Here is a 23,634-nt window from a genome sequence, read left to right as displayed (position 1 = left end):
GCCGTTGGCGCCCAACATCTTCGTGAGTTTTGAATGACCCTCGAACTGACGCTTCTTCCAATCCTCAAGGATTGCACTAGAAAAGCGGTGAAGATGGAGATTCCCGCATGGCCGCCGATCAGACACCCGTCGAGACACTCAACGAGCAGACCGCAGCCACCGAGCTGGAACGGCTGGCAAAGGAACTGGCGCATCATGACGAGCTGTATCATGCCAAGGATGCGCCCGAGATTTCCGACGCGGATTATGACGCGCTGAAGCGCCGCAACGGCGCGATCGAGGAACGCTTTCCGCAACTGATCCGCGCCGACTCGCCCTCGATCAAGGTGGGAGCTGCGCCGCTCGCCACCTTTGCGCCGATCACCCATTCGCGGCCGATGCTGTCGCTCGACAATACGTTTTCCGACGAGGACGTGCGCGACTTCGTCAATTCCGTCTACCGTTTCCTCGGTCAGTTGCCGGACAATTCGATCGCCTTTACCGCGGAGCCGAAGATCGACGGTCTTTCCATGTCGATCCGTTACGAGGACGGCGTGCTGGTCAATGCCGCGACGCGCGGCGACGGCACGACGGGCGAGAACGTGACCGCCAACGTCAAGACGATCAAGGAGATCCCCAACCGCCTGCCGAAGGGCGTGCCAGCGGTCGTCGAAGTGCGCGGCGAGGTCTATATGGCCAAGAGCGATTTCCTGGCGCTCAATGCCGAGATGGAAGCGCAGGGCAAGCAGCTATACGTCAATCCGCGCAACACCGCGGCCGGATCGCTGCGCCAGCTCGACGCCAAGGTGACGGAGAGCCGCAAGCTCAAATTCTTCGCCTATGCCTGGGGCGAGATTTCCGAGCCGAACGACCTGCCGAAGACGCAATACGAGATGGTGCAGACCTTCAAGGACTGGGGCTTTCCGGTGAACCCGCTGATGAAGCGGCTGAATTCGCTGGAGGACATTCTGGCCCACTATCACGAGATCGGTCTTGCCCGGCCGGATCTCGACTATGATATCGACGGTGTCGTATACAAGGTCGACAGGCTGGACCTGCAGGCGCGGCTCGGTTTCCGCTCGCGCTCGCCGCGTTGGGCGACGGCGCACAAGTTCCCCGCCGAGCAGGCGTTCACGACGGTGGAGAATATCGACATCCAGGTGGGGCGCACCGGTGCGCTGACACCGGTGGCGCGGCTGACGCCGATCACGGTCGGCGGCGTCGTTGTCACCAATGCGACGCTGCACAATGCCGACTATATCGAGGGGATCGGCAATTCCGGCGAGCGCATCCGCGAGGACGACCACGATATCCGCATCGGCGATACTGTGATCGTGCAGCGGGCAGGGGACGTCATTCCGCAGGTGCTGGATGTCGTCATGGAAAAGCGGCCGGCCGATGCGAGGAAATACGAATTCCCGACCAAATGCCCGGTCTGCGGCAGTCATGCGGTGCGGGAGAAGAACGAGAAGACCGGCAAGCTCGATCTCGGTCACCCGCTGCACCGGCGGTTTCGTATGCCGCGCGCAGGCGACGGAGCACCTGAAGCATTTCGTCTCCCGCAATGCCTTCGATATCGAAGGATTCGGCACCAAGCAGGTCGACTTCTTCTTCGAGGCGGAAGACCCGTCGCTGCAGATCCGTACTGCGCCCGACATCTTCACGCTGAAGAAGCGGCAGGACGCGTCGCCGCTGATGAAGCTCGAAAACATCGACGGCTTCGGAAAGGTCAGCGTCAAGAAGCTGTTCGATGCGATCGACGAGCGCCGTTCGATTGCGCTCAACCGCTTCATCTATGCGCTCGGCATCCGCCATGTCGGCGAGACGACGGCCAAGCTGCTTGCCCGCCACTATGGCAGCTACGAGGCCTTCGACAAGGCGATGAAGGAGGCGGCGTCACTTGCCGGTGACGCCTGGGAGGACCTGAACAATATCGAGGGTATCGGCGAGATCGTCGCCCGCGCCATCGTCGAGTTCTTCAAGGAGCCGCGCAATCTGGAGGTGATCGAGCGGCTGCTTGCGGAAGTGACGCCGCAGGAGGCCGAACAGATCGCCGCCTCCAGCAGCCCGGTCGCCGGCAAGACGGTGGTCTTTACCGGCAGCCTGGAAAAATTCACCCGCGACGAGGCCAAGGCCCGAGCGGAAGGGCTCGGCGCCAAGGTGGCCGGATCGGTCTCCAAGAAGACCGACTATGTCGTGGCCGGGCCCGGCGCCGGCTCCAAGCTCGACAAGGCGAGGGAGCTCGGCGTCGAGGTGATGGACGAGGACGAGTGGCTGGCCTTCATCGGCGGCTGAGTTTCAGGTTCTGAGCCTCGCCATCGAATAGGCGTCGACATAGCGGCCGTCGCGGAAGGCGAAGTCGCGGAGATGGCCTTCGGTGACGAAACCGTTCTTTTCATAGAGACGGATGGCATCGTCATTGTCGGTGAAGACCGTGAGTTCCACGCGGCGGATGTCGAGCCAGTTGTCGGCAAGGTCGAGTGCAGCCTTCATCAATGCCGAGCCGACGCCGCGGCCTCTGAAATCGTCGTGAACGCCCATGCCGATCGAAGCGACGTGGCGACGCCGGCCATTGGCTGCCGGGCTGAGGCCGATATTGCCAATGACAAGACCATCTGCACAAGCGACGAGCTGTCTGTCGCCGGGAGCCGGATTTTCCAGCCACTTCCGGATCTCCGCCGGAGTGTGAAACGGGATACGCAAGGTGCCGTAGCGATAGCCGGGCAGGTTGTGGAGCGCGGCCATCTGCTCGGCGTCAGACGGACCGGCCGCGCGGATCACGAAGCCTTCCAGCCTGTCGGCTCGCGGCGGCTTTTCCCGGATCTCTTCCTCGGATTTCATCTTCGCTTTCCTTGGTTTTGCCAAAGGCAGAGCGGACGCACCGGACCCTGCCATCATTCGGCAGGGTGGTGGACGGATGATCGACTAGCGCGCCAAACCCGCCACGCGCCCTGCAGGGCGAATGGTCATGGTGAGATGGGTATGGGCGAGCGCGTTGATCATGAGAGCATAACAGCAGACACACCGGTGGCCGTCAACATAAGGTGGCCGGTGAGGATGTTCACACGGAGACGTCCAATGGCGAAATGACGTCTATCTCTAACGGCTTAAAATGCCTGAGATTCCTCGTCACTACGGTCAAGCCGTTCAGCTTTGCTGTTGCAGCGATCATAGCGTCGGCCATTCCCGGCCCAAACCCGCGCGAAAGTGCATCCGCCTCCAGTTCTCCGGCCACGATGGCGCTTTCGGCATCAAAAGGGATAAGCCTGTCGCTGAAATTCGTTTTCACCGTATCGAGCCAGAGCCCGAGACGATCGGCTTTTGCATTTGCACCTTTGCGTTTGAGCAGAGTTATGCCTTTGGAAATCTCATGAATTGTGACGACCGAAAGAAACAGTTTGTCCTGCTCACTCTGCACACGAAGCCATCGCGCGAGACCATCGCTCATGTCGCCGGATACCGGCGATAAGCTGGAGACAACATTGGTGTCCAGCAAGAAGCCGCTCAAAATTCGGCATCCCGAGATGGTGAAACGTTGCGTTGGAAGACATCATCTTCAACTTCGGGAAAAGCGAGCAGGTGATCCGCAAAGCTTTCCTTCGTCCGCCGGACGGCGCGTCTCGCCACCTCTGCCGCGTCTACGCTGACGAGCACAGCGGTCGGCTTGCCATGGCGGGTAATGGTAACGAATTCGCCGGCGCTCGCCTTGTCCACCATCGCGGAGAGTTCGGCTTTCGCATTCTTCAGAGAGATCGTCGCCATAGCGAACTCCGAAAGTGGTCACCTGTGACCAAACTTAATATTTCGCAGGTCCGCCGACAAGACAGGCGATGAGGTCATCCGTCTTTGCCGAATCACGTCATCGCGCCTAAAAGTCGCTTGGAAAACGCCATCGGAAGCCTATCGTGAAAACCATCGCCATCGATTTCGAAACCGCCAACGAGCAGCGCGGCAGTGCCTGTTCGGTCGGGCTTGCCTGGATCGAGGATGGCCGGGTGGTGCGGGTCGAGGAGCGGATGATCCGGCCGAAGGACATGCGGTTTTCCTCCTTCAACATCGCGATCCACGGCATCCGTCCGGAGCATGTCGAGGATGCCGGCGAGTTTCCCGAGGTGATGGACGAATTCGCCGACGACTTTGCCGGCGCGACGATGATCGCCCATAACGCGGCCTTCGATTTTTCGGTCTGGCGGGCCTGTCTCGATCAGTATCGACAATCCTATCCGGAACTGTCCTATCTCTGCAGCGTGAAGATGGCGCAGAGGGTCTGGCCGCATCTGATCTCGCACAAGCTGAATGTCCTGGCGCAGCATCTCGGCCTGTCCTTCATGCACCACAATGCGGCGGAAGATGCTGCTATCTGCGCCAAGGCGTCGATCGCGATTGCGCGGTCGCTCAACGTGTCCCGTGTCGGTGACATTGCGCCGGCGATCGACATGCGGGCAGGGCGGTTGTTTGCCGGCGGCTACGACGCCTGCACCCTGCGCAAGCAGTAATCTTCGGAGCTTTTGCGGCATTGTCTTGCAAGCCGGCGGCCTAGCCTTATTTCCAGTCGCGGATCATCGATCGGAGATTTTTTCATGCCTCGCTTCAACCGCCGTCTCGTCACCCTTGCTTCCGCTGCCACCGTTCTTGTCGGCGTCGTTTCTGTGCCCGCGCTTGCCGAAGTGGTCGGCAAAGTCGGGGTCGACTGGATCGGCAACGACATCATCGTCGAGGCGGTGCCGGACCCTCAGGTGAAGGGCGTGACCTGCCACGTCACCTATTTCGACCGCAGCGTCATCGACCGGCTGAAGAACGGCAACTGGTTCGAGGATCCGTCCAACAACTCGATCGCCTGCCGCCAGACCGGCCCGGTCGAGATCGGCGATATCGAACTGAACGAGGGCGGCGAAGAGGTGTTCCGGCAGGGACGTTCGCTGATCTGGAAGGACCTGCTGGTCAAGCGCATCTACGACAAGACGAACGATACGCTGATCTACCTCGCCCATTCGCGGCAGGTGGTGAACGGCTCGGCCAAGATGGCGATTTCGACAGTGCCGCTTTATGGCCAGCAGGTCACCTGGACCAAGGGCAAGCCTTGATCCGGCTCCGGTCTCCAGCCGGAGACTTTGCGGGTCAGCGCATGTAGACGGTCCAGCGGCCGTTACGGCCCTCGTCTACGGCGATGACATTCCTGAGTTGGATATTGCGTCTCAATAGCTCGTTTCGCAGGGCTGCGTTGCTGCGAATTTCACCCTGGGCGCGGGCGATGCGAGCCGGCGTGGAGGGAAGCTCTCGTGCTTGGCAACGCCGTTGAGCGATGGGTTCGTATAGACGATCATCACGCGGTTCTGGCCGGATGGCCTTGATGTCTGAGCCTCGGCGGCGTCGGCCGAGACGAGGGCAATCAATGCTGCAAAAGAGAACACTCTCACCATCGCCATTCTCCCCATATCAGGCGCCAGCATAAGTCTCCTTCGGCCGTAAGCGCTTGTATGGTCCGGCTGTCTCGGGACTGGCAGAACTCTGATCGGAGAATGATGCCCCGGCAAGGTGGCTGTGCGTCAAATAAAGTTTACCCTCCGGCGGAAGTCCGCCGGAGGGTATAGGAAATCCGTACTTGCCTGATGACGATCAGGCTGCTTCGCGCGAAAGCTCTTCGGCGATGACGGTGTCGAGGTTGAGGAAGCAGACCATGGTCTTTTCCAGTGCGACGATGCCGCGGCAGAAGTCGCGCTGGGTTTCCGGAATGATTTCCGGAGCAGGCTGCAGGTCTTCGCTCTTGATCGTCATCATGTCGGAAACCTGTTCGACCAGGAGGCCGACCAGCTTGCCGGCGATGTCGGTAACGATGATGGCGGAACGTTCGGACGGTTCGGTCATCTTCATGCCGAGGCGGCAGGCCATGTCGATGACCGGGATCACTGCGCCACGCAGGTTGATGAGGCCGAGAACGTAAGGCGGGGTGTGGGGCATCGGGGTGACCGGGGCCCAGCCGCGGATTTCACGGATCGCCATGATGTCGATGCAGAATTCCTGGTCACCGAGGTGAAAGGAGACAATCTCGAGATAGGCGCCGGACTGCTTGATCGCATTGCTCATGTGAAATCTCTTCCGTTGGTCTGGAGCCCGGGACACGGGGCGTCGTGAATCATCTGTTGACCGATCATTGACCGCGAGAAGTGAAAAACAAGTGAATCTCCAAGTGAAACGGGAGAGTTGGGACCAGCTTGCAAAGAACAGTTGTCCGGTTCTGTTCAGGTGAGGAAAGCTGCTGTAGAGTTTCGCGCATGGAGCATAACCCGAGCCGAAACCTCGCGCTGCCTGCCTCTGTTCTTCTCTGCCTCGCGGCAGCGGCCGTTTCGGCATGGGCATTCTGGGGGTGGGTGACGTTCGGCTCGTCCATTCTTCTCTCGGCCGGCGAAACCGCCCTGTCGTGGTGCTTCTGATCCGCAGCCCCTAATCTTGGGGCATAAGCGCGCGGGCATCCTTCTGAACGCTCTGTTGAATTGCGCGGCGTAGCCGATGGGGCTATCCATGCATCCATCGATTTCGGGAATACGAGACACGCGATGAAGAGCATTCGGATTGCACTATGGGTGGCGGCGTTCGCGCTGGCGGGTGTGCTGGTATGGTTGACGCTCGAAGTCACCCGCCAGAAGCAGGATATCGCGGAAGGGCCGTTCGGCGTTCCGTTCACGCTCGTCGCGCAGGATGGCAAGCCGATTACCGAACAGGCGTTCCGCGACAAGCCGACCGCCGTTTTCTTCGGCTTCACCCATTGCCCGGAAGTCTGCCCGACGACGCTGTTCGAGCTCAATGGCTGGATGCACAAGGTCGATCCGGACGGTACCAAGCTCAATGCCTATCTCGTCAGCGTCGATCCGGAACGGGATACGCCGGAAATCCTCGGCCAGTATGTTTCCAATGTCAGCGATCGTATCAAGGGCATTTCGGGTGATCCCGCCGCCGTCAACGCGATGATCAAGGGGTTCAAGGTCTATGCCAAGAAGGTGCCGGTCGACGAGGCCGATCCGAATGGCGAATACACTATGGATCACACGGCTTCTGTCTTTCTTCTCGACAATGGCGGCCGCTTCGCCGGCACAATCGCCTATGGGGAAAATGCCGAGGCGGCGGAGAAGAAGCTGTCCAACCTGATCAAGGGCTGATCGCCTTCGCGGTTGAATGCTGACGCCAATCTGTGGCAATGCTCTGCGCAACCATCAGCAGAGAGAAAAAGACCGTGGCCGAAATTCGCCTCTATGTGACCGCGACCGAAGAAACGGCGGGCATCATTCTCGATATCCTTTCCGACGAGTTCGGCGAGGAGGATTACGCCATCGCCACCACCGAAGTGGACGAGAAGCGCGATCTCTGGGAAGCCTCGGTCTATCTCATGGCGGACGAGGAGGATGTGATCCGCGAGCGGGTCGCGTCAGCCTTGAAGGCAGAGTTCCCCGAAAAAGCGATCGAGCGTGAAGTCATTCCGGACGTGGACTGGATTGCCAAGTCGCTTGAAGGGCTGAAGCCTGTGCGCGCCGGGCGCTACCTCGTGCACGGCTCCCATGACCGCGACAAGATCCGGCCCAATGATATCGCGATCGAGATCGATGCGGGCCAGGCTTTCGGCACCGGCCATCACGGCACGACGGCCGGTTGCCTCGAAGTGATCGACAAGGTGCTGCGCGCCCGCCCGGTCAACAATGCGCTCGATCTCGGTACCGGCAGCGGCGTGCTGGCGATTGCCGTGCGCAAGGTCAAGAAGATTCCGGTTCTCGCGACCGATATCGATCCGATCGCCGTTCGGGTCGCGCGCGAAAACGCGAGGCGCAACGGCATCGTTGCCGGCATGCGGATGGAGACGGCGCCGGGCTTCCACTCGGTGGCATTTCGGGAAGAGGGCCCTTCGACCTCATCATCGCCAACATCTTAGCCCGGCCGCTGATGAAGATGGCGCCGGAGCTCGCCCATCATCTCACGCCCGGTGGTTCCGTCATTCTCTCCGGCATTCTGGCGGCGCAGCGCTGGAAGGTGATCGCGGCCTACAAGGGGGCCGGCATCCGCCACCTGTCGACCATCTGGCGCAATGGCTGGGTAACGATGCATCTCACCAATGGCTGATTGTGCGACGCACAATTGCATCTGGTGCATGTCGGATGCGGATTACGGGTGCTGAAAACAAAAAGAGGCGGCATTTGCATGCCACCTCTTGCCGACCTGATGTCGGCCTTCCCGCGAGTCTGGGAGGATATGCTCGAGCGGGAGACTTTCCTGCGGTGAGCGGTCTTGCCGCTCGGCCAGCTTAGAAGATGTAGTTGGTAGCGCCCTTGCGACGGAGTTCTTCGCGGCTGGTCCCGAGGCTCTTCAGTGTCTGCTCGTCAAGGCCCATCAGGGCGCCATTGACGTAGCGGGCGACCTGGCGCTCGCGAGCAACGACGACGCGGTTGAGGGCGTTGCGGAAGAAGGAATTGGCCATTGATCTCGTCCTTTGGTCTGAGTGTTTCGTCACTCTGTCTGGGCTTGAATAAGCTGTTCCACAATGCCTAGTGAGTAGGCTTGCATCATTGGTGTTATGCGCTGTGCGCATGATGCGGCGCTCTGTGCGTCATTTTCTTTTCGCGCCTGCACAAATATCGGCCGATATGCCCAGCGGTCGTCCTTTCACTGGCGGTCGCGGGTGTAATTCTATTAAGTGCGGTCATTAACTTTCCTGATTCAGATCACTTGGAATGTCCGCCATGTTTCAATCCTTCGACAGCACTTCCACGCCCCAATTCGGACGCGAGCGCGTCAACGCCATCCGCGCCCGGTTCGATGACCTCGGCATAGACGGCTTCCTCGTGCCGCGCGCCGACGAGTATCAAGGGGAGTACGTGCCGAAGTCCGCGGAGCGACTTTCCTGGCTGACCGGCTTCACCGGGTCGGCGGGCGTGGCGCTGGTCACCCGTTCGCAGGCGATCGTCTTTGTCGACGGGCGCTATGTGACGCAGTTGGCGGAGCAGGTGGATGGCAGCGTGTTCACCGGCGGTGACCTCGTCAACGAGCCGCCGCATCTCTGGCTGCCCGCGCATGCGCCGAAGGCGTTCCGTCTCGGCGTCGATCCGTGGCTGCATGGTGGGACGGAGCTGAAGCGTCTGGCGAAGGCGCTGGCGGAGATTGGTGGCTCGATTGTGCTGCTGGATGAAAATCCGCTCGACAAGGCATGGAGCGACCGTCCTGCCGAACCGCTCGGCGCCGTTGCCGTGCAGCAGGATGCCCATGCGGGCAAGCCGGCAGCCGAGAAAATCGCCGAGATCGCCAGCGCCCTGAAGGCGAAAGATATTGCTGCCGCGCTGATCGCCGATCCGTCTTCGGTCGCATGGATCTTCAACATCCGCGGTGCCGACGTGCCGCATACGCCGCATCCGCTATCGCGCGCGCTGATTACTGCTGACGGCAAGGCGGAGATTTTCATCGACGAGCGCAAGCTCGGGACAGAGGCCAGGGCGCATCTGCAGCCGCTGGTAGCGATCCAGGCACCGGCGGCGCTGACCGAGCGCATCGGTGTTCGTGCCGCCAATGGCGGCCGCATCCTGGTCGATCCGGAACTGACGGCGCTGGCGCTGATCGGGGCGATCGAAAGCGCCGGTGGGGTCGTGGTCGAGGGTACGGACCCCGCCCGCCTGCCGCGCGCGATCAAGAATGCGGTGGAGCTGAAGGGCTCGGCGGATGCGCATGTGCAGGATGGCGTTGCCATGGTCGAGTTCCTCTACTGGCTCGATCAGGCGGAGCCGGGTTCGCTCACCGAAATCCGGGCGGTGGAGGCTCTGGAGGCTGCACGCGCTCGCGTCGGGCAGAACATGCAGAACCCGCTGCGCGACGTCTCCTTCGACAGCATTGCGGGTGCCGGCGAGCATGGCGCCATCATGCATTACCGCGTGACCAGCGAAAGCGACCGCAAGATCGAGGCGGGCGAGCTTTTCCTGATCGATTCAGGCGCGCAATATATCAACGGCACGACGGATATTACCCGCACGGTCGCGATCGGCGAGGTGCCGGAGGATCGCAAGCGATTCTTCACGCTGGTGCTGAAGGGCATGATCGCGATCAGCACGGCGCGTTTCCCCAAGGGCACGCGCGGCTGCGACCTCGATCCGCTGGCGCGTATCGCGCTGTGGAAGGCCGGCGGCGATTTCGCCCATGGCACGGGTCATGGCGTCGGATCGTATCTCTCGGTGCATGAGGGGCCGCAGCGGATCTCGCGGCTCGCGACCCAGGAACTGCTGCCCGGCATGATCCTGTCGAACGAGCCCGGCTATTATCGCCCCGGCCATTACGGCATCCGTATCGAGAACCTGATCTTCGTGCGCGATGCTATGGAAGTGGAAGGCGGCGACATGCCGATGCGCTCCTTCGAGACGCTGACCTGGTGCCCGATCGACCGTCGCCTTGTCGTCGCGTCGCTGATGACGGCGGAGGAACTCGGTTGGCTGAATGCCTATCATGCGACCGTTCGCGAGAAACTCATGCCGCTTCTGACCGATAGCGGCGTGCAGGCCTGGCTCGAGGCCGCGACGGCGCCGATCGAGGGCTGATCTGGGTTAGATGCCCAGACCGAAACCGTAGCGGGCGGCCATCACGGCCGCCCATCCGGCGGCGAGAATGGTAAGGCCCGGGAAGCGCAGGCAGACGATGAGCGCCACCACCATGGCGATCTTGATGTCCCAGCCGCCATTGAAGAAGGGCGGGGCGACAAGCGTCGTCAGAACCGCTGCCGGCACGGCGTTGAGCGCCGATTCGACCCGCGGCGGGATGCGCTTCATGCTCGACATCAGCACATAACCGCCGATGCGCGTCAGGTAGGTGGCGATGCCTGCCATGACGATCAGGAAGAGCGTGGTCGAATCGACCGCAAAGGCGCTGGTATTGGCTTCCATCACACGGCCTCGCTTTCGGTCACTGCCGCATCCTGATCGAGACTGCTGGAAGCTGGCGGGGGCAGAATGGCGGCGACGACAATGCCGAGCACGGCGCCGACACTGATATGCCAGGGCGAGCCGACAATGTGATAGGCGGCGACCGAGCCGATGCCGCCGGCCAGCATGACCGGCAGGAAATTGTGCCGCTTGCGGAAGCCCATCACGAGCCCAAGGAAATAGACCGGCAGCAGGACATCGATGCCGAGTGCCTTCGGATCGCCGATCATCCGGCCGAAAAAGGCGCCGATCACGGTATTGATCACCCAGCCGCACCAGACGATGGAGCCCATCGCCATATACCATTGAAAACTCACTGGGTTGCCGGCATCGCCGCGCTTCACGGCCTCGGCAAATTGCGGGTCGACCAGCAGGAAGAAGGCGAGCCAGCGCTCGGCGTGTGGGTATCGGCCGATGACCGGCGCAAGAGCTGCCGAGTAAAGGACATGGCGGAAGTTGACCGCCAGAACCGAGAGCACGATCACCCAGGCGGCGACATGCTGGCCGAAAAGCTCGATGCCGACGAGCTGGCTTGCTCCGCCATAGACGAGCGCGCTCATCAGCGCGGCTTCGGTCAGGCTGAAACCGTTATCGACGGCGATCGCGCCGAAGAGAATGCCGAAGGGGGCGGAAGAGAGGCGACGACGAGGCCGTTCTTGAAGCCGTCTCTGACCTGATCGCTCTTATCCATGCGGTCTTTTCCAAGCTGTCCATCCGCAGCGGCGGATGTCTCCTCTGGGGCGTGCATCTGCATGCATGCCGGTCTTGCCCGGCGTTTACGGGCAGACGTTGCTGCTGACAAACGAATTGCGCTTATTCAATCATCTATTTCGATGAACTGTGGGGCTGGCGGCTCTGCGGTTCGGCGCGCGCGCTCAGTCGGCGAGGATTTCCTTGCTGGTGACGATGCTGATGCCTTTATACCGCATCTCGTCGATCGCATCGGCGACGCCCTTCGGGTCGATGCCGCGGCTGGCGTCGGAGACAAAGCGCACCTTGACGTCTGGCAGCATGTCGCGGGCGTCGAGGGCCGAGAATTTTACGCAATAGTCTGTCGCAAGGCCGCAGACATCGAGTTCGGTGATCTGCTGCGCCTTTAAGTAGCCGGCGAGCCCGGTCAGGGCGGCGCGGTCATTGTCGCGGAAGGCTGAATAGCTGTCGACGGCCGGGTTTTCGCCCTTCTGCTGGATATAGTCGATCTCGTCGGTTTCGAGATCGGGATGAAATTCGGCGTCGGGCGTTCCCTGAACACAATGGTCCGGCCACATGACCTGGGGCTGACCGGAAAGCTCTCCCATGTCGAAAGGTTTCTTGCCGGGGTGCTGCGAGGCGAAGCTTCCATGATCGGCCGGATGCCAGTCCTGGGAGGCGGTGATCACGTCATAACCACCGTCGCGGATCAGCCGGTTTACCACCGGAACGATGGTGTCACCATCCGCCACGGGCAGGTTTCCGCCGGGGCAGAATCCGTTCTGAATGTCGACCAACAACAGCGCTTTCATCGTCACTCTCCCGCTTTCAGACCATTGTGACGCGCTCCCGATGTCGGGGCAAGCGAAATTGCTCAATCAATTCAGAGCTCTCATCGAAATTATATAGCCCATCTAAATTAGAAATAGCTTATTAAGCATATTAGAAAATGATAATTCTTACCGGAGTTGGAGAGTTGTCATGAAAAGGCCTGCAGTCACCGCTTTTTCCCTAATGCCCATTGCCCTTGTCGCCATGCTGAACAGCACCGCAGCCTATGCCCAATCGGCACCATTGGTGGATGTCTGTTCCGGCCTCAGCGTCGATCTTCCCATCATTGCTCCAGTGGCTTCGGGCCTCGACGCTCTGCTTCAGCCGCTGGCCAGCCTCGTGGATCTTAATATCCGCGGGGCGCTAAGCGGTCAGAATATCGGTCTGACCGTGCTGGATACGAACGGACAGGCGGTCAATACATCCGATTGCGGACTGGCGGCCAACCAGATCGCCATCGATGCGCCGACCGGAATTTCGATGGGGGAGGGACGCTGAACGGTCTCGGCGGTGCGGCAAACCCGACATCGGTCGCCGGCGAAGTCAATTCCATCGCCATCGGCAACGGCGCCAATACGAGCGTGACCGCCGCGAATGCCGTAGCGCTCGGCCTTCGCGGCACGGTGACGGCTGCCAACGGCGTGGCGCTCGGGGCGGATGCGAATGTCAGTGCCGTCGGTGGTGTCGCGCTCGGCGCAAACTCGGTCGCCAGCCGGGCCGGTATGAATGGTGCTGCCGAACTCTTCTCCGGCACGGCCGTCACGTCGACCGCGGGAGCGGTCTCGATCGGATCGGCAGGCGGCGAGCGGCAGATCACCAATGTCGCCGGTGGCACGGCGGATACGGATGCGGTCAATGTCCGCCAGTTGCGCGCCGTTCAGACGTCGGTTTCCACCAGCCTGGAGGACGTCGCCGATGCCCTCGGCGGCGGATCCACCTACAATGCGACGACCAACGTTTTCAATGGGCCGAGTTACACTTTGCGCGGCAATACCTATAACGACGTCGGAACGGCAATTGCAGCGCTCAACTCCTTCATCGGCGGTGCCGGCACCAACGGAGCGCTGGCCGCCAACAATACGAGCGGTCTGCCGGATGCAGTCGCGACCGGAGCAGATGCCACGGCGGTCGGTTACGGTTCGAACGCCGCCCATGCCAACAGCACCGCCATCGGCGGCGGCGCGACCACGACGCGGGCCGGGCAGGTGATGATCGGCACATCGTCCAATACTTATACGATGCCGGGCGTGACCTCGGCGGCAAGCCGGGCAGCGCAGAGTGGTCCGACCCAGGTGCTGACGACCGATGCGGCCGGCAATATCGCGACGGCCAATATCGACCTAAACCGGGTGAATTCCGATATTTCCGGCCTGCGCAAGGAATCGCGGAAGGGCATCGCCGCGGCCATGGCGATGACGCCGGCTCCCAAACCATCGGCACCGGGCAAGACATCCTGGGGCACGAATGTCGCCACTTATCACGGCGAGGTCGCGACCAGTTTCGCAGTGGCGCATATGTTCGACACGAACTACCCGGTCATACTGGATGCCTCGGTCGGCTATTCGCCGGGCGGTGACGCCGGTGTCAGGGTCGGTCTGGCCGGCGAGTTCTGACCGTTCCTATAAGTTTCCCCGCCGATCGGGTCCCCCATCCCGTCGGCACATTCCACCCCGCGCTCCCCACGCGGGGTGGAATTTTTACGAACATAGATTCGTTTGCTGTCGGAGTGGAAATTTGCGCAATCGGTTTTCTTCAGGTCATCGCTTGTTGGATTTGGATACCTCGCGAGTCATCGGTTCGGCCATTACTTAAAGCCCAATTCTAGGAGTATCCGAATGTCCATTTCTTCTTCCGTCGGTTCGCGCGCCGAAGCGCTGCCGCCGCTGGGGACGCCCGGCCTCGTGTCGCTCGTCATCCTCGTGCTCGGCACCATCGCGCTTGGCGCAATCTACGGGCCCGCCCATGGGGCGCTGTTCCTCATCGGCGGCGCGCTCGGCATTTCGCTTTATCACGCGGCCTTCGGCTTCACCTCCGCATGGCGCGTCTTTATCGCCGAGGGCAGGGGACGTGGCCTGCGCGTGCAGATGATCCTGCTGGCGCTCGCCGTGATCCTGTTCTTCCCGGCGCTGTCCAGCGGCGTGCTGTTCGGCACCGAAGTGCGCGGCAATATCTCGCCGGCCGGTATCGGCGTCATCGTCGGGGCGTTCATGTTCGGTCTCGGCATGCAGCTCGGCGGTGGTTGCGCTTCCGGCACGCTGTTCACCGCCGGTGGCGGCAATGCCCGCATGCTGATCACGCTGTTCTTCTTCGTCGTCGGCTCGGTTCTGGCGACCATCAATTTCGACTGGTGGGTCAGCCTGCCGTCGCTGCCGCCGACCGCACTCTTCCAGACCTTTGGCGCCTTTGGTGGCATTGCAGTGTCGCTGGCGATCTTCGGAGCCATCGCGGCAATCACCGTCGCCGTCGAGAAGAAGCGCAATGGGGCGCTGGAGCAGGCACCGCCGTCGGCGCGTCATGGCCTTGCCCGCTACCTGCGTGGCCCCTGGCCGCTGGTCTTCGGCGCAATCGCACTGGTCATCCTGAACTTCGCGACGCTGGCGATCGCCGGCCGTCCGTGGGGCGTGACCTCGGCATTCGCGCTGTGGGGTGCCAAGGGCGCACAGCTGATCGGCATCGATCCGACGGCATGGGCCTACTGGCAGCAGCCGGGCAATGCGAAGGCGCTGGCGCAGAGCGTGTTTGCAGACGTGACCTCGGTCATGGACTTCGGTATCATCGCCGGTGCGATGCTGGCCGCAGCGCTGGCCGGCAAGTTTGCGCCGAACTTCAACATTCCCCGCCGGTCCATTCTTGCGGCCGTCGTCGGTGGCCTGCTCCTGGGCTATGGCGCGCGCATCGCCTATGGCTGCAATATCGGGGCCTATTTCTCCGGCATCGCTTCGGGCAGCCTGCATGGTTATCTCTGGGCCGTTGCCGCCTTCGCCGGCAATATTATCGGTGTTCGCCTGCGGCCGTGGTTCTTCGATGAAGGCCGTGCCATCCGCCGGATCGACGGCTAAACAAAGTCGCTCTCCATGCAAAAAGGGCCGTCCGCGAATTTACGGGCGGCCTTTTCTTTTGTCTGCCGCTGAATGTTCTTGGTCTATACCAAAGGGCGGTTGGTAAAATTAACCCTGTTGCCTTGAACTAAGGGCGTTTTGTCGCTAAAGAGCAACAGTCGCGGGGTTGACGTGCCTTAATCTGAAATGACCAGAAACACAGGCTTGCCGCATTTCGGTTAAACTTCCGGCGACTTGGGCTTTTATCAGCACCACCGAAAACTGATCGGGGCGGCGTAAAGACATTGGTTACCATAATCGTTCATTCTCTTACCCATTCGCATGGCGGTTCGGCGCGGCTTGGCTCCGTTTTCATCGACCGCTTGAGTCTGGCAGGTGAGGCCCGCATGGCGGTGTCCACCCTGAAGAGTAACGGTTCGGGTAACGAGTGATGGTGCGTAGGGTCGAAGCCTCCACGAAACGCAATCAGGTGTCGAAGCGGCCGGTCAAGCGCAAGCGCGGCCGTTCCGTTGTGGCGAACATGATGATCGGTGTCGGGCTGACCGCCGCGGCGCTGTTCGGTGCTTCGGTCGTGACCGTTGCCACCGCCGTCAAGCCGGTGAAGGAAGTCCGTTTCCAGACCGCGCTGCTCGCGCCGGTTGTGACAGGCGACCATTTTTCCAAGACGGCTGATGCCCCGTCACTCGATATTTCCAAATTCTCCAGGCTGCCGGGCAGTGCTGCGGCCGAGCCGAAGAAGGGTCGCCTCGAAGGCGCCGAGACGGCTGCACTGGAAGCGCTTCGTCCGCACAATTCCGATGTACGCCAGGCGCTGCATCATGCCATGGCCAAGGCCGCGCGGCGTGCCGAGACCGAACAGCGGTTCGCGGCACTCGCCAAGGCAAGACCTGCAGACGGCGATATCCGCACCGCTCTCGCATCCGCGATGGAAGACCTCGTTATCGTTGCTCCGCGTGGCGACGGCGCGCTTCCGGACCTGATCCAGGATGCCGAGACAGTCACCAAGGTTGCGGAGCTCAAGGACATGAAGCCTGTCGAGATGGCTTCGCTTGAAGATCAGCCTGCGATCGAAGACGCGTCGGCCGACGACGCAGCGATCGACATCCAGGAAGAGACCGTGGCGCTCGCGCCGACACCGGATTACGCACTGCCGCAGGCCGGCCCGATGCCGGTTCTTCGCCCGGGTGCCGGAACCCGCGGCGACGGCGCAAAGCCGAATGCGCTTGCTGCCATCGCAGCGGTCGCGCCGCAGAAGCCGGGCCGCGCCGATGACGAAGACAAGCCGACCGCGCTCGCCTTCGCAAAGCCGAACAATCCGATGCGCGAGGAGCCCATTTCCCCTTCGCCGACGCCGAAGGTTCCCGGCATCGGCAGCAAGGTTGCGATCTACGACATCACCAATGGCGTCGTGCACATGCCGAATGGCACCAAGCTTGAAGCCCATTCCGGCATCGGCAGCATGCGCGACAATCCGAAATTCACCCATGTGAAGATGCGTGGTCCGACGCCTCCCGGCACCTACAAGCTTTCCATGCGCGAAAAGCTTTTCCACGGTGTTGCGGCGATCCGTTTGACCTCCGTTGACGGCAAGCACCCGCAGAACCGTACCGGACTTCTCGCACATAGCTACCTGCTGCGCGTTCGCGGCGATTCCCACGGCTGCGTTGCCTTCGCCGAATATGACCGTTTCCTGAAGGCGTTCCAGCGCGGCGAAATCACCCACATGATCATCGTGCCGAAGTGGGACGGCAAGCGTCCGGGCGCAGGCTCGAACGGCAATTTCCTCGCAAAGCTCTTCGGCAACAACGACGCCTGAGGCAGGATAGGGGACGGAGCGTAGAGCTCCGTCAACCCAACGTGTTCCTGATCGCCCGCAGGAAGATTTTCGAGCCGATCGGGATCAGGTCATCCGGAAAGTCATAATTCGGGTTGTGCGGGGCCGGGTGATTTTCGCCCGCTCCGAGGAAGAGCATCGCGGACTTCGAAACTGCGCCAAAGCGGCCGAAATCTTCCGAAGCGCGAAAGCCCTCGCCGGGTTCATAGGTCACGCTTTCCGCATCCATCGCAGCGCGAAGGATGGTCGCCGCTTCCGGGTCGTTGACGCAATGGCCGAAGACGTCCTGATAATCCACGCTCAGCACCAGTCCGTTCGTCTCTGCGGCTTCGCGCGCCATGGTCTCGGCCTTGTCGACGAGGGCTGCCATCTGGTCGTCGGTTGAGGTGCGCAATGTCACCCAGATCTCGCCATGGCCCGGAGCCACGCCGACCGTCGGTTCGCCGATCGAGGCATGGGTGACGGTGGCGCGCACGAGGTTGCCTTCGGATACCGTGCCGACGGACAAGGCATTCAGCGCCGGCATCAGTTGCGCGACGGCGCTGACGGGGAGGTGCCGGTTTCCGGATAGGCTGCATGGGCCGTCTTGCCGGTCAGCACGATCTTCATGCCGCGCGAAGCGCAATTGGCCGGGCCGTCCTTCAGCCAGACATGGCCGAAGCGGACACCCGGCATGTTGTGCAGCGACAGGCTGTAATCCGGTGTCAGGGCGTCGAATTTTTCGTCGGCGATGACGGCGGCTGCACCGGCGCCGTTTTCCTCTGCCGGCTGGAAGAGCAGGATGGCGCGGCCGGTCTTCGGCCGCTCGCGACCGAGCGCACGACCGACACCGGCTAGCGTTGCCATGTGACCGTCATGGCCGCACATATGGCTCTTGCCGGCGATCTTCGACTTGTATTCAGGATCTCCCAGTTCCTCGATCGGCAGGGCATCGAGTTCGGCGCGGATCATCACGCTCGGGCCGGGCACTCCGCTGTCATAGATGACGGCGACGCCCGTGCCGCCCAGCTTCTCCACGATCGCATCCGGCCCGGTTTGCTTGAGGAAGCGCACGACTTCCTTGCAGTCTCCACTTCTTCGCCGGAGACTTCCGGCATCGTGTGCAGCATGCGGCGCCAGGCGGTGAGTTCGATGATGTCGTGATTGCTGAGGCTTGTCATTGTCGCTTCTTGAACGTTGTCGTCTAGGACATCCTAGCGTCATGATCGCCGCGGCGGCAATCGTGTTGAAGTGGCCGCCAGACGGAAATCTTGCGCTCGCCCACCAGAAGATCTGGCAGGGCCGCGTGCCATTCGTCGCGATATGGCCGGGTGATCTGGTTTGAGATGACGTCTTCGTGGCTGACCCAGGTTTCGTGCAGCAGGAAATGGTTCGGATCATTGGGATCGGCATTCAGCGTGGCGGTGATGAACATCGGTTCCTCACGCATGGCATCGAGTACGGCGGTGAGCAGGTGCGCGAACCGATCCCGTTCCTCAGGCCTGACATCGAATTCGATCACGTAGGTAACGCTCATGGGATTTCCTCCGCTCCGGTTAGTGCCGCCCGCGTCGCCTCGTCGGCCGGGTAGAAGCATTCCAGCGACAGTTCCGAGAGCGTGACGCTGGTGGCGGTGCTAAAAACGGTCGTCGTCGATATGAAGCGCAGGACGCGGTCGCTGCGAAGGTCCCGCAGTTCCAGCGGGACGGCGATGGACGGGTGCGTTCGGCCGGTCGTGGCGGTGGGCAGGGATGGTGCGGGATAGGCTGTCAACTCATCATGGAGCGTGGCGAGAAAGCCGTCGCCGCTACTGTCCATCTGCGCGTGCAACCGCTCCAGTACATGGTGGCGCCATTCGCCGAGGTTGGCGATCCTTGATGCCAGGCCTTCGGGATGCAGGCTCAGGCGCAGGACATTGACCGGTGGCGTCAGGAGAGCTGGATCGATGCCGTCGAACAGGGATGCGGCGGCGGCATTCGCTTCAAGCAGCGTCCAGCGCCCGTCGATGGCGATTGCCGGGAAGGGCATGTGGCCGACAAGGATCGCTCGTACCATGTCCCGGATATGGGCGAGGTCGGCGCCATCGAAATTCGTTTCGGAATGGGCGGGTGCATAGCCGGCGGACAGCATCAGGCGATTGCGGGCGCGCAGCGGCATGGACAGGCGTTCCGCCAAGTTCGCCAGCACATCGCGGCTGGGAGAAGCACGGCCGCTCTCGACGAAGCTCAGATGGCGCGCCGAGATATCCGCCTCGAGCGCCAGTTCCAACTGGCTCAAGCGGCGGCGCTTACGCCATTCGCGCAGCACGTCGCCGGTCGTCTCTCGGGTGATGGTGTCTACTTGGGTCATGCGCGGACCCTAGCAGAGGAGGGGCGGAAAGCGATTACCTCGCAGGTAATCGTCTGGGAATTGCAATCGTCCGCCCGGATGGAACCGAAGGGGGCACAAACGCTTCCGCTCCTGAAATACGCCGGCAACAATTGGGGTCGCAAATGCGGCTCTGCCAAACTGACTGCGAATGGAACTTCCATGCATATTCTTAGTCACCTTTCCCGTCGCTCGATGCGCAATGCATTGATGCTGACTGCGGGGCTGGTTGCCATTGCCATCTCGCCTGCCGCGGCACAGCAGATGAATGCCGGCCCGGTGTTCAAAGCCTGCCGCGCCGATTTTCGCGCCCTTTGCGCCGGTACCGTTCCCGGCGGCGGGCGTATCCTGCGCTGCCTTGCCGAGCACGAGGCGGAGCTTTCCAATGGTTGCCGGATGGCGCTTGCTGCGGGGCAGCCTTCAGGCGGACCGAGCCGCGATGTTCCTTCGGGCGTAAAGGTCGAGCGGGATGTCGCCTATGGTGCCGCGCCGGAGCAGCGCATGGACGTCTATCTGCCGCCGAAGGCAAAGAATGCGCCTGTTATCGTCATGGTGCATGGTGGCGCGTGGAGAGCCGGCTCGAAATCGGCAGCCAGGGTGGTGGACAACAAGGTGGCCCATTGGCTGCCAAAGGGCTTCATCTTCGTCTCTGTCGAGACGCGCCTCGTGCCGAAGGCCGATCCGCTGGAGCAGGCGCGCGATGTCGCGGCCGCACTCGCAAGCGTGCAGCGGAAGGCCGCGGGCTGGGGAGGCGACGCCTCGAAACTCGTGCTGATGGGGCATTCGGCCGGGGCGCATCTGGTGGCGCTGGTTTCCGCCGATCGCTCGCTTGCCGCTGAGGCCGGCGTCAAGCCGTGGGCGGGCACGATCGCGCTCGACAGCGCAGCCTATGACATGACGGTGATCATGAAACAGCGCCATGCGAAATTCTATGACGATGCCTTCGGCGCCGATCCCGCGTTCTGGGCCAGGGTTTCTCCCAGCCTGCAGGTGAAGGGCAATAGCCCGCCGATGCTGCTCGTCTGCTCCAGCCTGCGCAGCAATTCCTGCCCGCAGGCGGAAGGGTTTGCCTCCAAAGCGGGAAGAGGCGCCAAGGTGCTTCCCATCGCGCTCCGCCACGGCCCGATCAATGCCGAACTCGGCAAGGACAGCGCCTATACGAGGCAGGTCGATGCGTTTCTCGCTTCGGTGGGGCTGCGCTAGGTCTCATCTGAGCCGGATAGGTCCCAATGGACCTGCCCGTCGAGCAATCAGCCGCTCTTCTCTACGAACCCGTCCAGTACGCGCTTCTGGCCGGCGCGGTCGAATTCGATCGTCAGCTTGTTGCCTTCGATGGCAGAGATGTTGCCGTTGCCGAACTTGATGTGGAAGACGCGGTCGCCGACTTTGAATTTCGACGGCGTGTCGGCCACCGATTTCGCCACCAGTTCACCGTCGATCGTGCGCCCGCGCGGGCCGCTTTCGCCGTAGCCGATGCGTTCGACAGCGTGACCGGAGCGGCTGCCCCAGTTGTCGCGGGTGGCATCGGTCTTGTTTTGCTGGGCGCGTTTCCAGCCGGGGGTGGAATATGTGTTTGCGAAGGGATCGGCCTTATCGAAGCGTGACTGGCCGTAGCCGCCGCGTCCGCCATAGCCGCCGTAACTGTTGGACGAATCCGACGCGGCGACATCGACATGGCTCGGCGGCAGTTCATCGAGGAAGCGCGACGGCATGGTCGATTGCCAGAGGCCGTGGATGCGGCGGTTGGAGACGAACCAGATGTGGCAGCGGCGTTTCGCACGGGTGATGCCGACATAGGCGAGGCGGCGTTCTTCCTCGAGGCCGGAGCGGCCGCCTTCGTCGAGCGCGCGCTGATGCGGGAACAGGCCTTCCTCCCAGCCGGGCAGGAAGACGGTGTCGAATTCCAGACCCTTGGCCGAGTGGAGCGTCATGATCGAGACCGCGTCGAGGTTCTCGTTCTGCTCGGCATCCATGACCAGCGAGACGTGTTCGAGGAAGCCGCGCATGGACTCGAAGGCTTCCATCGAGCGGATCAGTTCCTTCAGGTTGTCGAGACGACCGGGCGCTTCCGCCGACTTGTCGTTCTTCCACATGTCGGTGTAGCCCGACTCTTCGAGGATCTGTTCGGCAAGCTCGGTATGTTCCGTCGTTTCAAGTCGTTCCTGCCAGTTCCTGAAGCTCTGCACGACATCGTAGAGCGCCTTGCGCGCCTTCGGCTTCAGCTCGTCGGTCTCGACCATCTCGCCTGCCGCCTGCAGCATCGGGATGTCGCGAGCGCGGGCGCTGTCATGCAGGTAGCGGACGGTCGTATCGCCGAGGCCGCGCTTCGGGGTGTTGACGATGCGCTCGAAGGCGAGGTCGTCGGCCGGCTGGCAGACGAGGCGAAAGTAAGCCATCGCATCGCGGATCTCGAGCCGCTCGTAGAAGCGCGGGCCGCCGATGACGCGGTAGTTGAGGCCGAGCGTGACGAAACGGTCTTCGAACTCGCGCATCTGGAAGGAGGCGCGCACGAGGATCGCCATGTCGTTCAGCGCATGCTTCTTGCCGTCGCCGTCACCACGCTGCAGCCGCTCGATCTCTTCGCCGACGGCGCGGGCTTCCTCTTCACTGTCCCAGGCGGCGTGGACGATCACCTTCTCATCATCGGGATCGACGCGGTCGGTGAACAGCGTCTTGCCGAGGCGGCCCTCGTTATGGGCGATCAGATGGCCGGCGGCGCCGAGAATGTGTTCGGTGGAGCGGTAGTTGCGCTCCAGCTTGATCACTTTTGCGCCGGGAAAATCCTTCTCGAAGCGCAGGATATTGTCCACTTCCGCCCCACGCCAGCCATAGATCGACTGGTCGTCGTCGCCGACACAGCAAACATTCTGCGGCACGTCCTTGGGACGCTGGGCGAGCAGGCGCAGCCACATATACTGGGCGGTGTTGGTGTCCTGATACTCGTCGACCAGGATATAGCGGAAGCGCTGGTGGTATTCCTTGAGCAGGTCCGGCGTCTTGCGGAAGATCGCGATCGGATGCAGCAGGAGATCGCCGAAATCGCAGGCATTGAGCGTGCGCAGGCGCGCCTGATAGGCAGCGTAAAGCTCGCGGCCCTTGCCGTTGGCAAAGGCGCGGGCGTCGCCTTCCGGGATGTCGTGGGGCAGGAGGCCCTTGTTCTTCCAGCCGTCGATCATGCCGGCGAACTGCTTTGCCGGCCAGCGCTTGTCGTCCAGACCTTCCGCCTGGATGAGCTGCTTGATGAGGCGCACCACGTCATCGGTATCGAGAATGGTGAAGTCCGAGCGCAGGCCGACGAGTTCCGCGTGGCGGCGCAGGATCTTGACGCCGATCGAGTGGAAGGTGCCGAGCCACGGCATGCCCTCGACGGCGCCGCCGACGAGGACGCCGATGCGCTCCTTCATCTCGCGGGCGGCCTTGTTGGTGAAGGTCACGGCGAGGATCTGGCTGGGATAGGCGCGGTTCGTTTCGAGGATATGGGCAATGCGCGTCGTCAGTACGCGGGTTTTGCCGGTGCCGGCGCCGGCCAGCACCAGAACCGGGCCGTCGAGCGTCTCGACCGCCTCGCGTTGCTCGGCATTCAAACCGGACAGATAGTCAGGTGCGGCGCGGTTTCCATCGCGCGCGGCCATGGCGCGTGCTGCAATTCCCAATCCACCAGCTTGGCCACCCTTCGGGCCGCCCTGTTGTTCGCCGGTCACCTGCTGGCGATCCGCAGACTTCTGCTTGCGGGGCTCGTGGTCCGGTTCCTCGTCGAAGAACGGAATATCATCGAAACTATTACTCATGCGGCCAATGTAGTGATTCGAGCCTGAAAGACCAGAACATGTTCACTTTTCATTCCTGTCTTTGTGTGGGGCAAGGGAAAGGTGAATTGATGGCGGTCCCGGATTTTATCCCCAGACGCTGACATGTGCGTGAAATCGCGTGATGTTACAAATCAGTAAGGTGTCAG

The 23,634-nt window shown here is 62.0% G+C and carries 21 protein-coding genes and 4 pseudogenes; 12 read left to right on the top strand and 13 right to left on the bottom strand.

Annotated elements, in window-relative coordinates; genetic code table 11:
• Positions 1-107 precede the first annotated feature (107 nt).
• Positions 108-2,274: pseudogene (ligA, locus tag N7E02_RS27530) on the top strand (NAD-dependent DNA ligase LigA).
• Positions 2,275-2,277: 3 nt separating this feature from the next.
• On the opposite strand, the gene N7E02_RS27525 reads toward ligA, so the two are convergent.
• The 3 genes from N7E02_RS27525 to N7E02_RS27515 form a co-directional block, all read right to left on the bottom strand.
• Entirely contained in the window at positions 2,278-2,820 is a 543-nt protein-coding gene (locus tag N7E02_RS27525; RefSeq protein WP_286581015.1) for a GNAT family N-acetyltransferase, read from the bottom strand.
• Positions 2,821-3,040: 220 nt separating this feature from the next.
• Positions 3,041-3,475 (bottom strand): type II toxin-antitoxin system VapC family toxin, encoded by a 435-nt coding sequence (locus tag N7E02_RS27520; protein ID WP_286581012.1) that lies wholly within the window; start codon positions 3,473-3,475, stop codon positions 3,041-3,043.
• A gap of 8 nt (positions 3,476-3,483) precedes the next feature.
• Complete coding sequence (locus tag N7E02_RS27515) at positions 3,484-3,741, bottom strand: type II toxin-antitoxin system Phd/YefM family antitoxin (protein ID WP_286581009.1); 258 nt, start codon at positions 3,739-3,741, stop codon at positions 3,484-3,486.
• 143 nt (positions 3,742-3,884) lie between these two features.
• Between N7E02_RS27515 and N7E02_RS27510 the strand changes: the two genes are divergently transcribed.
• Positions 3,885-4,475, top strand: coding sequence for a 3'-5' exonuclease (locus N7E02_RS27510; RefSeq protein ID WP_286581007.1), 591 nt, complete (start codon positions 3,885-3,887; stop codon positions 4,473-4,475).
• Positions 4,476-4,559: 84 nt separating this feature from the next.
• A complete protein-coding gene (locus N7E02_RS27505; RefSeq protein ID WP_286581005.1) occupies positions 4,560-5,063 on the top strand; it encodes a CreA family protein in 504 nt (167 codons plus the stop codon).
• Between the two features lie 111 nt (positions 5,064-5,174).
• Here N7E02_RS27505 and N7E02_RS27500 read toward each other — a convergent pair whose 3' ends face one another.
• On the bottom strand, positions 5,175-5,399 hold the full coding sequence (locus N7E02_RS27500; RefSeq protein ID WP_286581004.1) for a hypothetical protein: 225 nt from the start codon (positions 5,397-5,399) through the stop codon (positions 5,175-5,177).
• A gap of 196 nt (positions 5,400-5,595) precedes the next feature.
• Entirely contained in the window at positions 5,596-6,063 is a 468-nt protein-coding gene (locus N7E02_RS27495; protein WP_093001154.1) for a chemotaxis protein CheW, read from the bottom strand.
• A gap of 188 nt (positions 6,064-6,251) precedes the next feature.
• Between N7E02_RS27495 and N7E02_RS27490 the strand changes: the two genes are divergently transcribed.
• From N7E02_RS27490 to N7E02_RS27480, 3 genes and pseudogenes are all read left to right on the top strand, one after another.
• Positions 6,252-6,410: a hypothetical protein gene (locus N7E02_RS27490; RefSeq protein WP_286580998.1), complete on the top strand. Its 159-nt coding sequence runs from the start codon at positions 6,252-6,254 to the stop codon at positions 6,408-6,410.
• 123 nt (positions 6,411-6,533) lie between these two features.
• Positions 6,534-7,133, top strand: a complete 600-nt coding sequence (locus N7E02_RS27485; protein ID WP_286580996.1) for an SCO family protein — start codon at positions 6,534-6,536, stop codon at positions 7,131-7,133.
• 74 nt (positions 7,134-7,207) lie between these two features.
• Positions 7,208-8,085, top strand: a pseudogene (locus N7E02_RS27480) (50S ribosomal protein L11 methyltransferase).
• Between the two features lie 181 nt (positions 8,086-8,266).
• On the opposite strand, the gene N7E02_RS27475 reads toward N7E02_RS27480, so the two are convergent.
• Entirely contained in the window at positions 8,267-8,440 is a 174-nt protein-coding gene (locus tag N7E02_RS27475) for a hypothetical protein (protein WP_286580994.1), read from the bottom strand.
• A gap of 262 nt (positions 8,441-8,702) precedes the next feature.
• Here N7E02_RS27475 and N7E02_RS27470 point away from each other — a divergent pair, with 262 nt between their 5' ends.
• On the top strand, positions 8,703-10,538 hold the full coding sequence (locus N7E02_RS27470; RefSeq protein WP_286580992.1) for an aminopeptidase P family protein: 1,836 nt from the start codon (positions 8,703-8,705) through the stop codon (positions 10,536-10,538).
• A 6-nt stretch (positions 10,539-10,544) separates the two neighbouring features.
• On the opposite strand, the gene N7E02_RS27465 is transcribed toward N7E02_RS27470, so the two are convergent.
• The 3 genes and pseudogenes from N7E02_RS27465 to pncA form a co-directional block, all read right to left on the bottom strand.
• Positions 10,545-10,880 (bottom strand): branched-chain amino acid transport AzlD family protein, encoded by a 336-nt coding sequence (locus N7E02_RS27465; protein WP_286580991.1) that lies wholly within the window; start codon positions 10,878-10,880, stop codon positions 10,545-10,547.
• Positions 10,880-11,610: pseudogene (locus N7E02_RS27460) on the bottom strand (AzlC family ABC transporter permease). Before N7E02_RS27460 ends, N7E02_RS27465 begins: the two are co-directional and overlap by 1 nt.
• A gap of 184 nt (positions 11,611-11,794) precedes the next feature.
• Positions 11,795-12,421 (bottom strand): bifunctional nicotinamidase/pyrazinamidase, encoded by a 627-nt coding sequence (gene pncA / locus N7E02_RS27455; protein WP_286580988.1) that lies wholly within the window; start codon positions 12,419-12,421, stop codon positions 11,795-11,797.
• Positions 12,422-12,590: 169 nt separating this feature from the next.
• On the opposite strand from pncA, the gene N7E02_RS27450 reads away from it, so the two are divergent.
• The 4 genes from N7E02_RS27450 (at position 12,591) to N7E02_RS27435 (ending at position 17,315) form a co-directional block, all read left to right on the top strand.
• Positions 12,591-12,938, top strand: a complete 348-nt coding sequence (locus tag N7E02_RS27450; protein WP_286580986.1) for a hypothetical protein — start codon at positions 12,591-12,593, stop codon at positions 12,936-12,938.
• The gene (locus tag N7E02_RS27445; protein ID WP_286580984.1) at positions 12,869-14,053 is read left to right on the top strand and encodes a hypothetical protein; all 1,185 of its coding nucleotides are present in this window, start codon (positions 12,869-12,871) and stop codon (positions 14,051-14,053) included. Before N7E02_RS27450 ends, N7E02_RS27445 begins: the two co-directional genes overlap by 70 nt.
• A 222-nt stretch (positions 14,054-14,275) precedes the next feature.
• On the top strand, positions 14,276-15,499 hold the full coding sequence (locus N7E02_RS27440) for a YeeE/YedE family protein (protein WP_286580982.1): 1,224 nt from the start codon (positions 14,276-14,278) through the stop codon (positions 15,497-15,499).
• Between the two features lie 430 nt (positions 15,500-15,929).
• Positions 15,930-17,315 carry a DUF2778 domain-containing protein gene (locus N7E02_RS27435; RefSeq protein WP_286580981.1) on the top strand — a complete coding sequence of 462 codons (1,386 nt, stop codon included), beginning with the start codon at positions 15,930-15,932 and terminating at the stop codon, positions 17,313-17,315.
• Between the two features lie 31 nt (positions 17,316-17,346).
• On the opposite strand, the pseudogene N7E02_RS27430 reads toward N7E02_RS27435, so the two are convergent.
• The 3 genes and pseudogenes from N7E02_RS27430 to N7E02_RS27420 form a co-directional block, all read right to left on the bottom strand.
• Positions 17,347-18,493, bottom strand: a pseudogene (locus N7E02_RS27430) (amidohydrolase).
• A 23-nt stretch (positions 18,494-18,516) separates the two neighbouring features.
• Complete coding sequence (locus tag N7E02_RS27425; RefSeq protein WP_286580980.1) at positions 18,517-18,849, bottom strand: putative quinol monooxygenase; 333 nt, start codon at positions 18,847-18,849, stop codon at positions 18,517-18,519.
• Entirely contained in the window at positions 18,846-19,661 is an 816-nt protein-coding gene (locus tag N7E02_RS27420; RefSeq protein WP_286580978.1) for a helix-turn-helix domain-containing protein, read from the bottom strand. Before N7E02_RS27420 ends, N7E02_RS27425 begins: the two co-directional genes overlap by 4 nt.
• 180 nt (positions 19,662-19,841) lie before the next feature.
• On the opposite strand from N7E02_RS27420, the gene N7E02_RS27415 reads away from it, so the two are divergent.
• On the top strand, positions 19,842-20,882 hold the full coding sequence (locus tag N7E02_RS27415) for an alpha/beta hydrolase fold domain-containing protein (RefSeq protein ID WP_286580976.1): 1,041 nt from the start codon (positions 19,842-19,844) through the stop codon (positions 20,880-20,882).
• Positions 20,883-20,929: 47 nt separating this feature from the next.
• Here the strand turns inward: N7E02_RS27415 and N7E02_RS27410 are convergent, their stop codons facing one another.
• Positions 20,930-23,467 carry an ATP-dependent helicase gene (locus N7E02_RS27410; protein ID WP_286580974.1) on the bottom strand — a complete coding sequence of 846 codons (2,538 nt, stop codon included), beginning with the start codon at positions 23,465-23,467 and terminating at the stop codon, positions 20,930-20,932.
• Between the last annotated feature and the right edge of the window lie 167 nt (positions 23,468-23,634).

The sequence above is a fragment of the Terrirhizobium terrae genome, assembly GCF_030323265.1.
In the GTDB taxonomy this organism is placed as follows: Bacteria; Pseudomonadota; Alphaproteobacteria; order Rhizobiales; family Rhizobiaceae; genus Neorhizobium.
This window is presented reverse-complemented; position numbering and strand designations above follow the sequence as displayed.

Coding starts and splice junctions, on each gene's coding strand:
- N7E02_RS27465 (WP_286580991.1), bottom strand. CDS start 10,880: ATGGAAGCCAATACCAGCGCCTTTGCGGTCGATTCGACCACGCTCTTC.
- N7E02_RS27450 (WP_286580986.1), top strand. CDS start 12,591: ATGAAAAGGCCTGCAGTCACCGCTTTTTCCCTAATGCCCATTGCCCTT.
- N7E02_RS27500 (WP_286581004.1), bottom strand. CDS start 5,399: ATGGTGAGAGTGTTCTCTTTTGCAGCATTGATTGCCCTCGTCTCGGCC.
- N7E02_RS27490 (WP_286580998.1), top strand. CDS start 6,252: ATGGAGCATAACCCGAGCCGAAACCTCGCGCTGCCTGCCTCTGTTCTT.
- N7E02_RS27470 (WP_286580992.1), top strand. CDS start 8,703: ATGTTTCAATCCTTCGACAGCACTTCCACGCCCCAATTCGGACGCGAG.
- N7E02_RS27505 (WP_286581005.1), top strand. CDS start 4,560: ATGCCTCGCTTCAACCGCCGTCTCGTCACCCTTGCTTCCGCTGCCACC.
- N7E02_RS27410 (WP_286580974.1), bottom strand. CDS start 23,467: ATGAGTAATAGTTTCGATGATATTCCGTTCTTCGACGAGGAACCGGAC.
- N7E02_RS27485 (WP_286580996.1), top strand. CDS start 6,534: ATGAAGAGCATTCGGATTGCACTATGGGTGGCGGCGTTCGCGCTGGCG.
- N7E02_RS27440 (WP_286580982.1), top strand. CDS start 14,276: ATGTCCATTTCTTCTTCCGTCGGTTCGCGCGCCGAAGCGCTGCCGCCG.
- N7E02_RS27415 (WP_286580976.1), top strand. CDS start 19,842: ATGCATATTCTTAGTCACCTTTCCCGTCGCTCGATGCGCAATGCATTG.
- N7E02_RS27525 (WP_286581015.1), bottom strand. CDS start 2,820: ATGAAATCCGAGGAAGAGATCCGGGAAAAGCCGCCGCGAGCCGACAGG.
- N7E02_RS27495 (WP_093001154.1), bottom strand. CDS start 6,063: ATGAGCAATGCGATCAAGCAGTCCGGCGCCTATCTCGAGATTGTCTCC.
- N7E02_RS27475 (WP_286580994.1), bottom strand. CDS start 8,440: ATGGCCAATTCCTTCTTCCGCAACGCCCTCAACCGCGTCGTCGTTGCT.
- N7E02_RS27420 (WP_286580978.1), bottom strand. CDS start 19,661: ATGACCCAAGTAGACACCATCACCCGAGAGACGACCGGCGACGTGCTG.
- pncA (WP_286580988.1), bottom strand. CDS start 12,421: ATGAAAGCGCTGTTGTTGGTCGACATTCAGAACGGATTCTGCCCCGGC.
- N7E02_RS27435 (WP_286580981.1), top strand. CDS start 15,930: ATGGTGCGTAGGGTCGAAGCCTCCACGAAACGCAATCAGGTGTCGAAG.
- N7E02_RS27515 (WP_286581009.1), bottom strand. CDS start 3,741: ATGGCGACGATCTCTCTGAAGAATGCGAAAGCCGAACTCTCCGCGATG.
- N7E02_RS27425 (WP_286580980.1), bottom strand. CDS start 18,849: ATGAGCGTTACCTACGTGATCGAATTCGATGTCAGGCCTGAGGAACGG.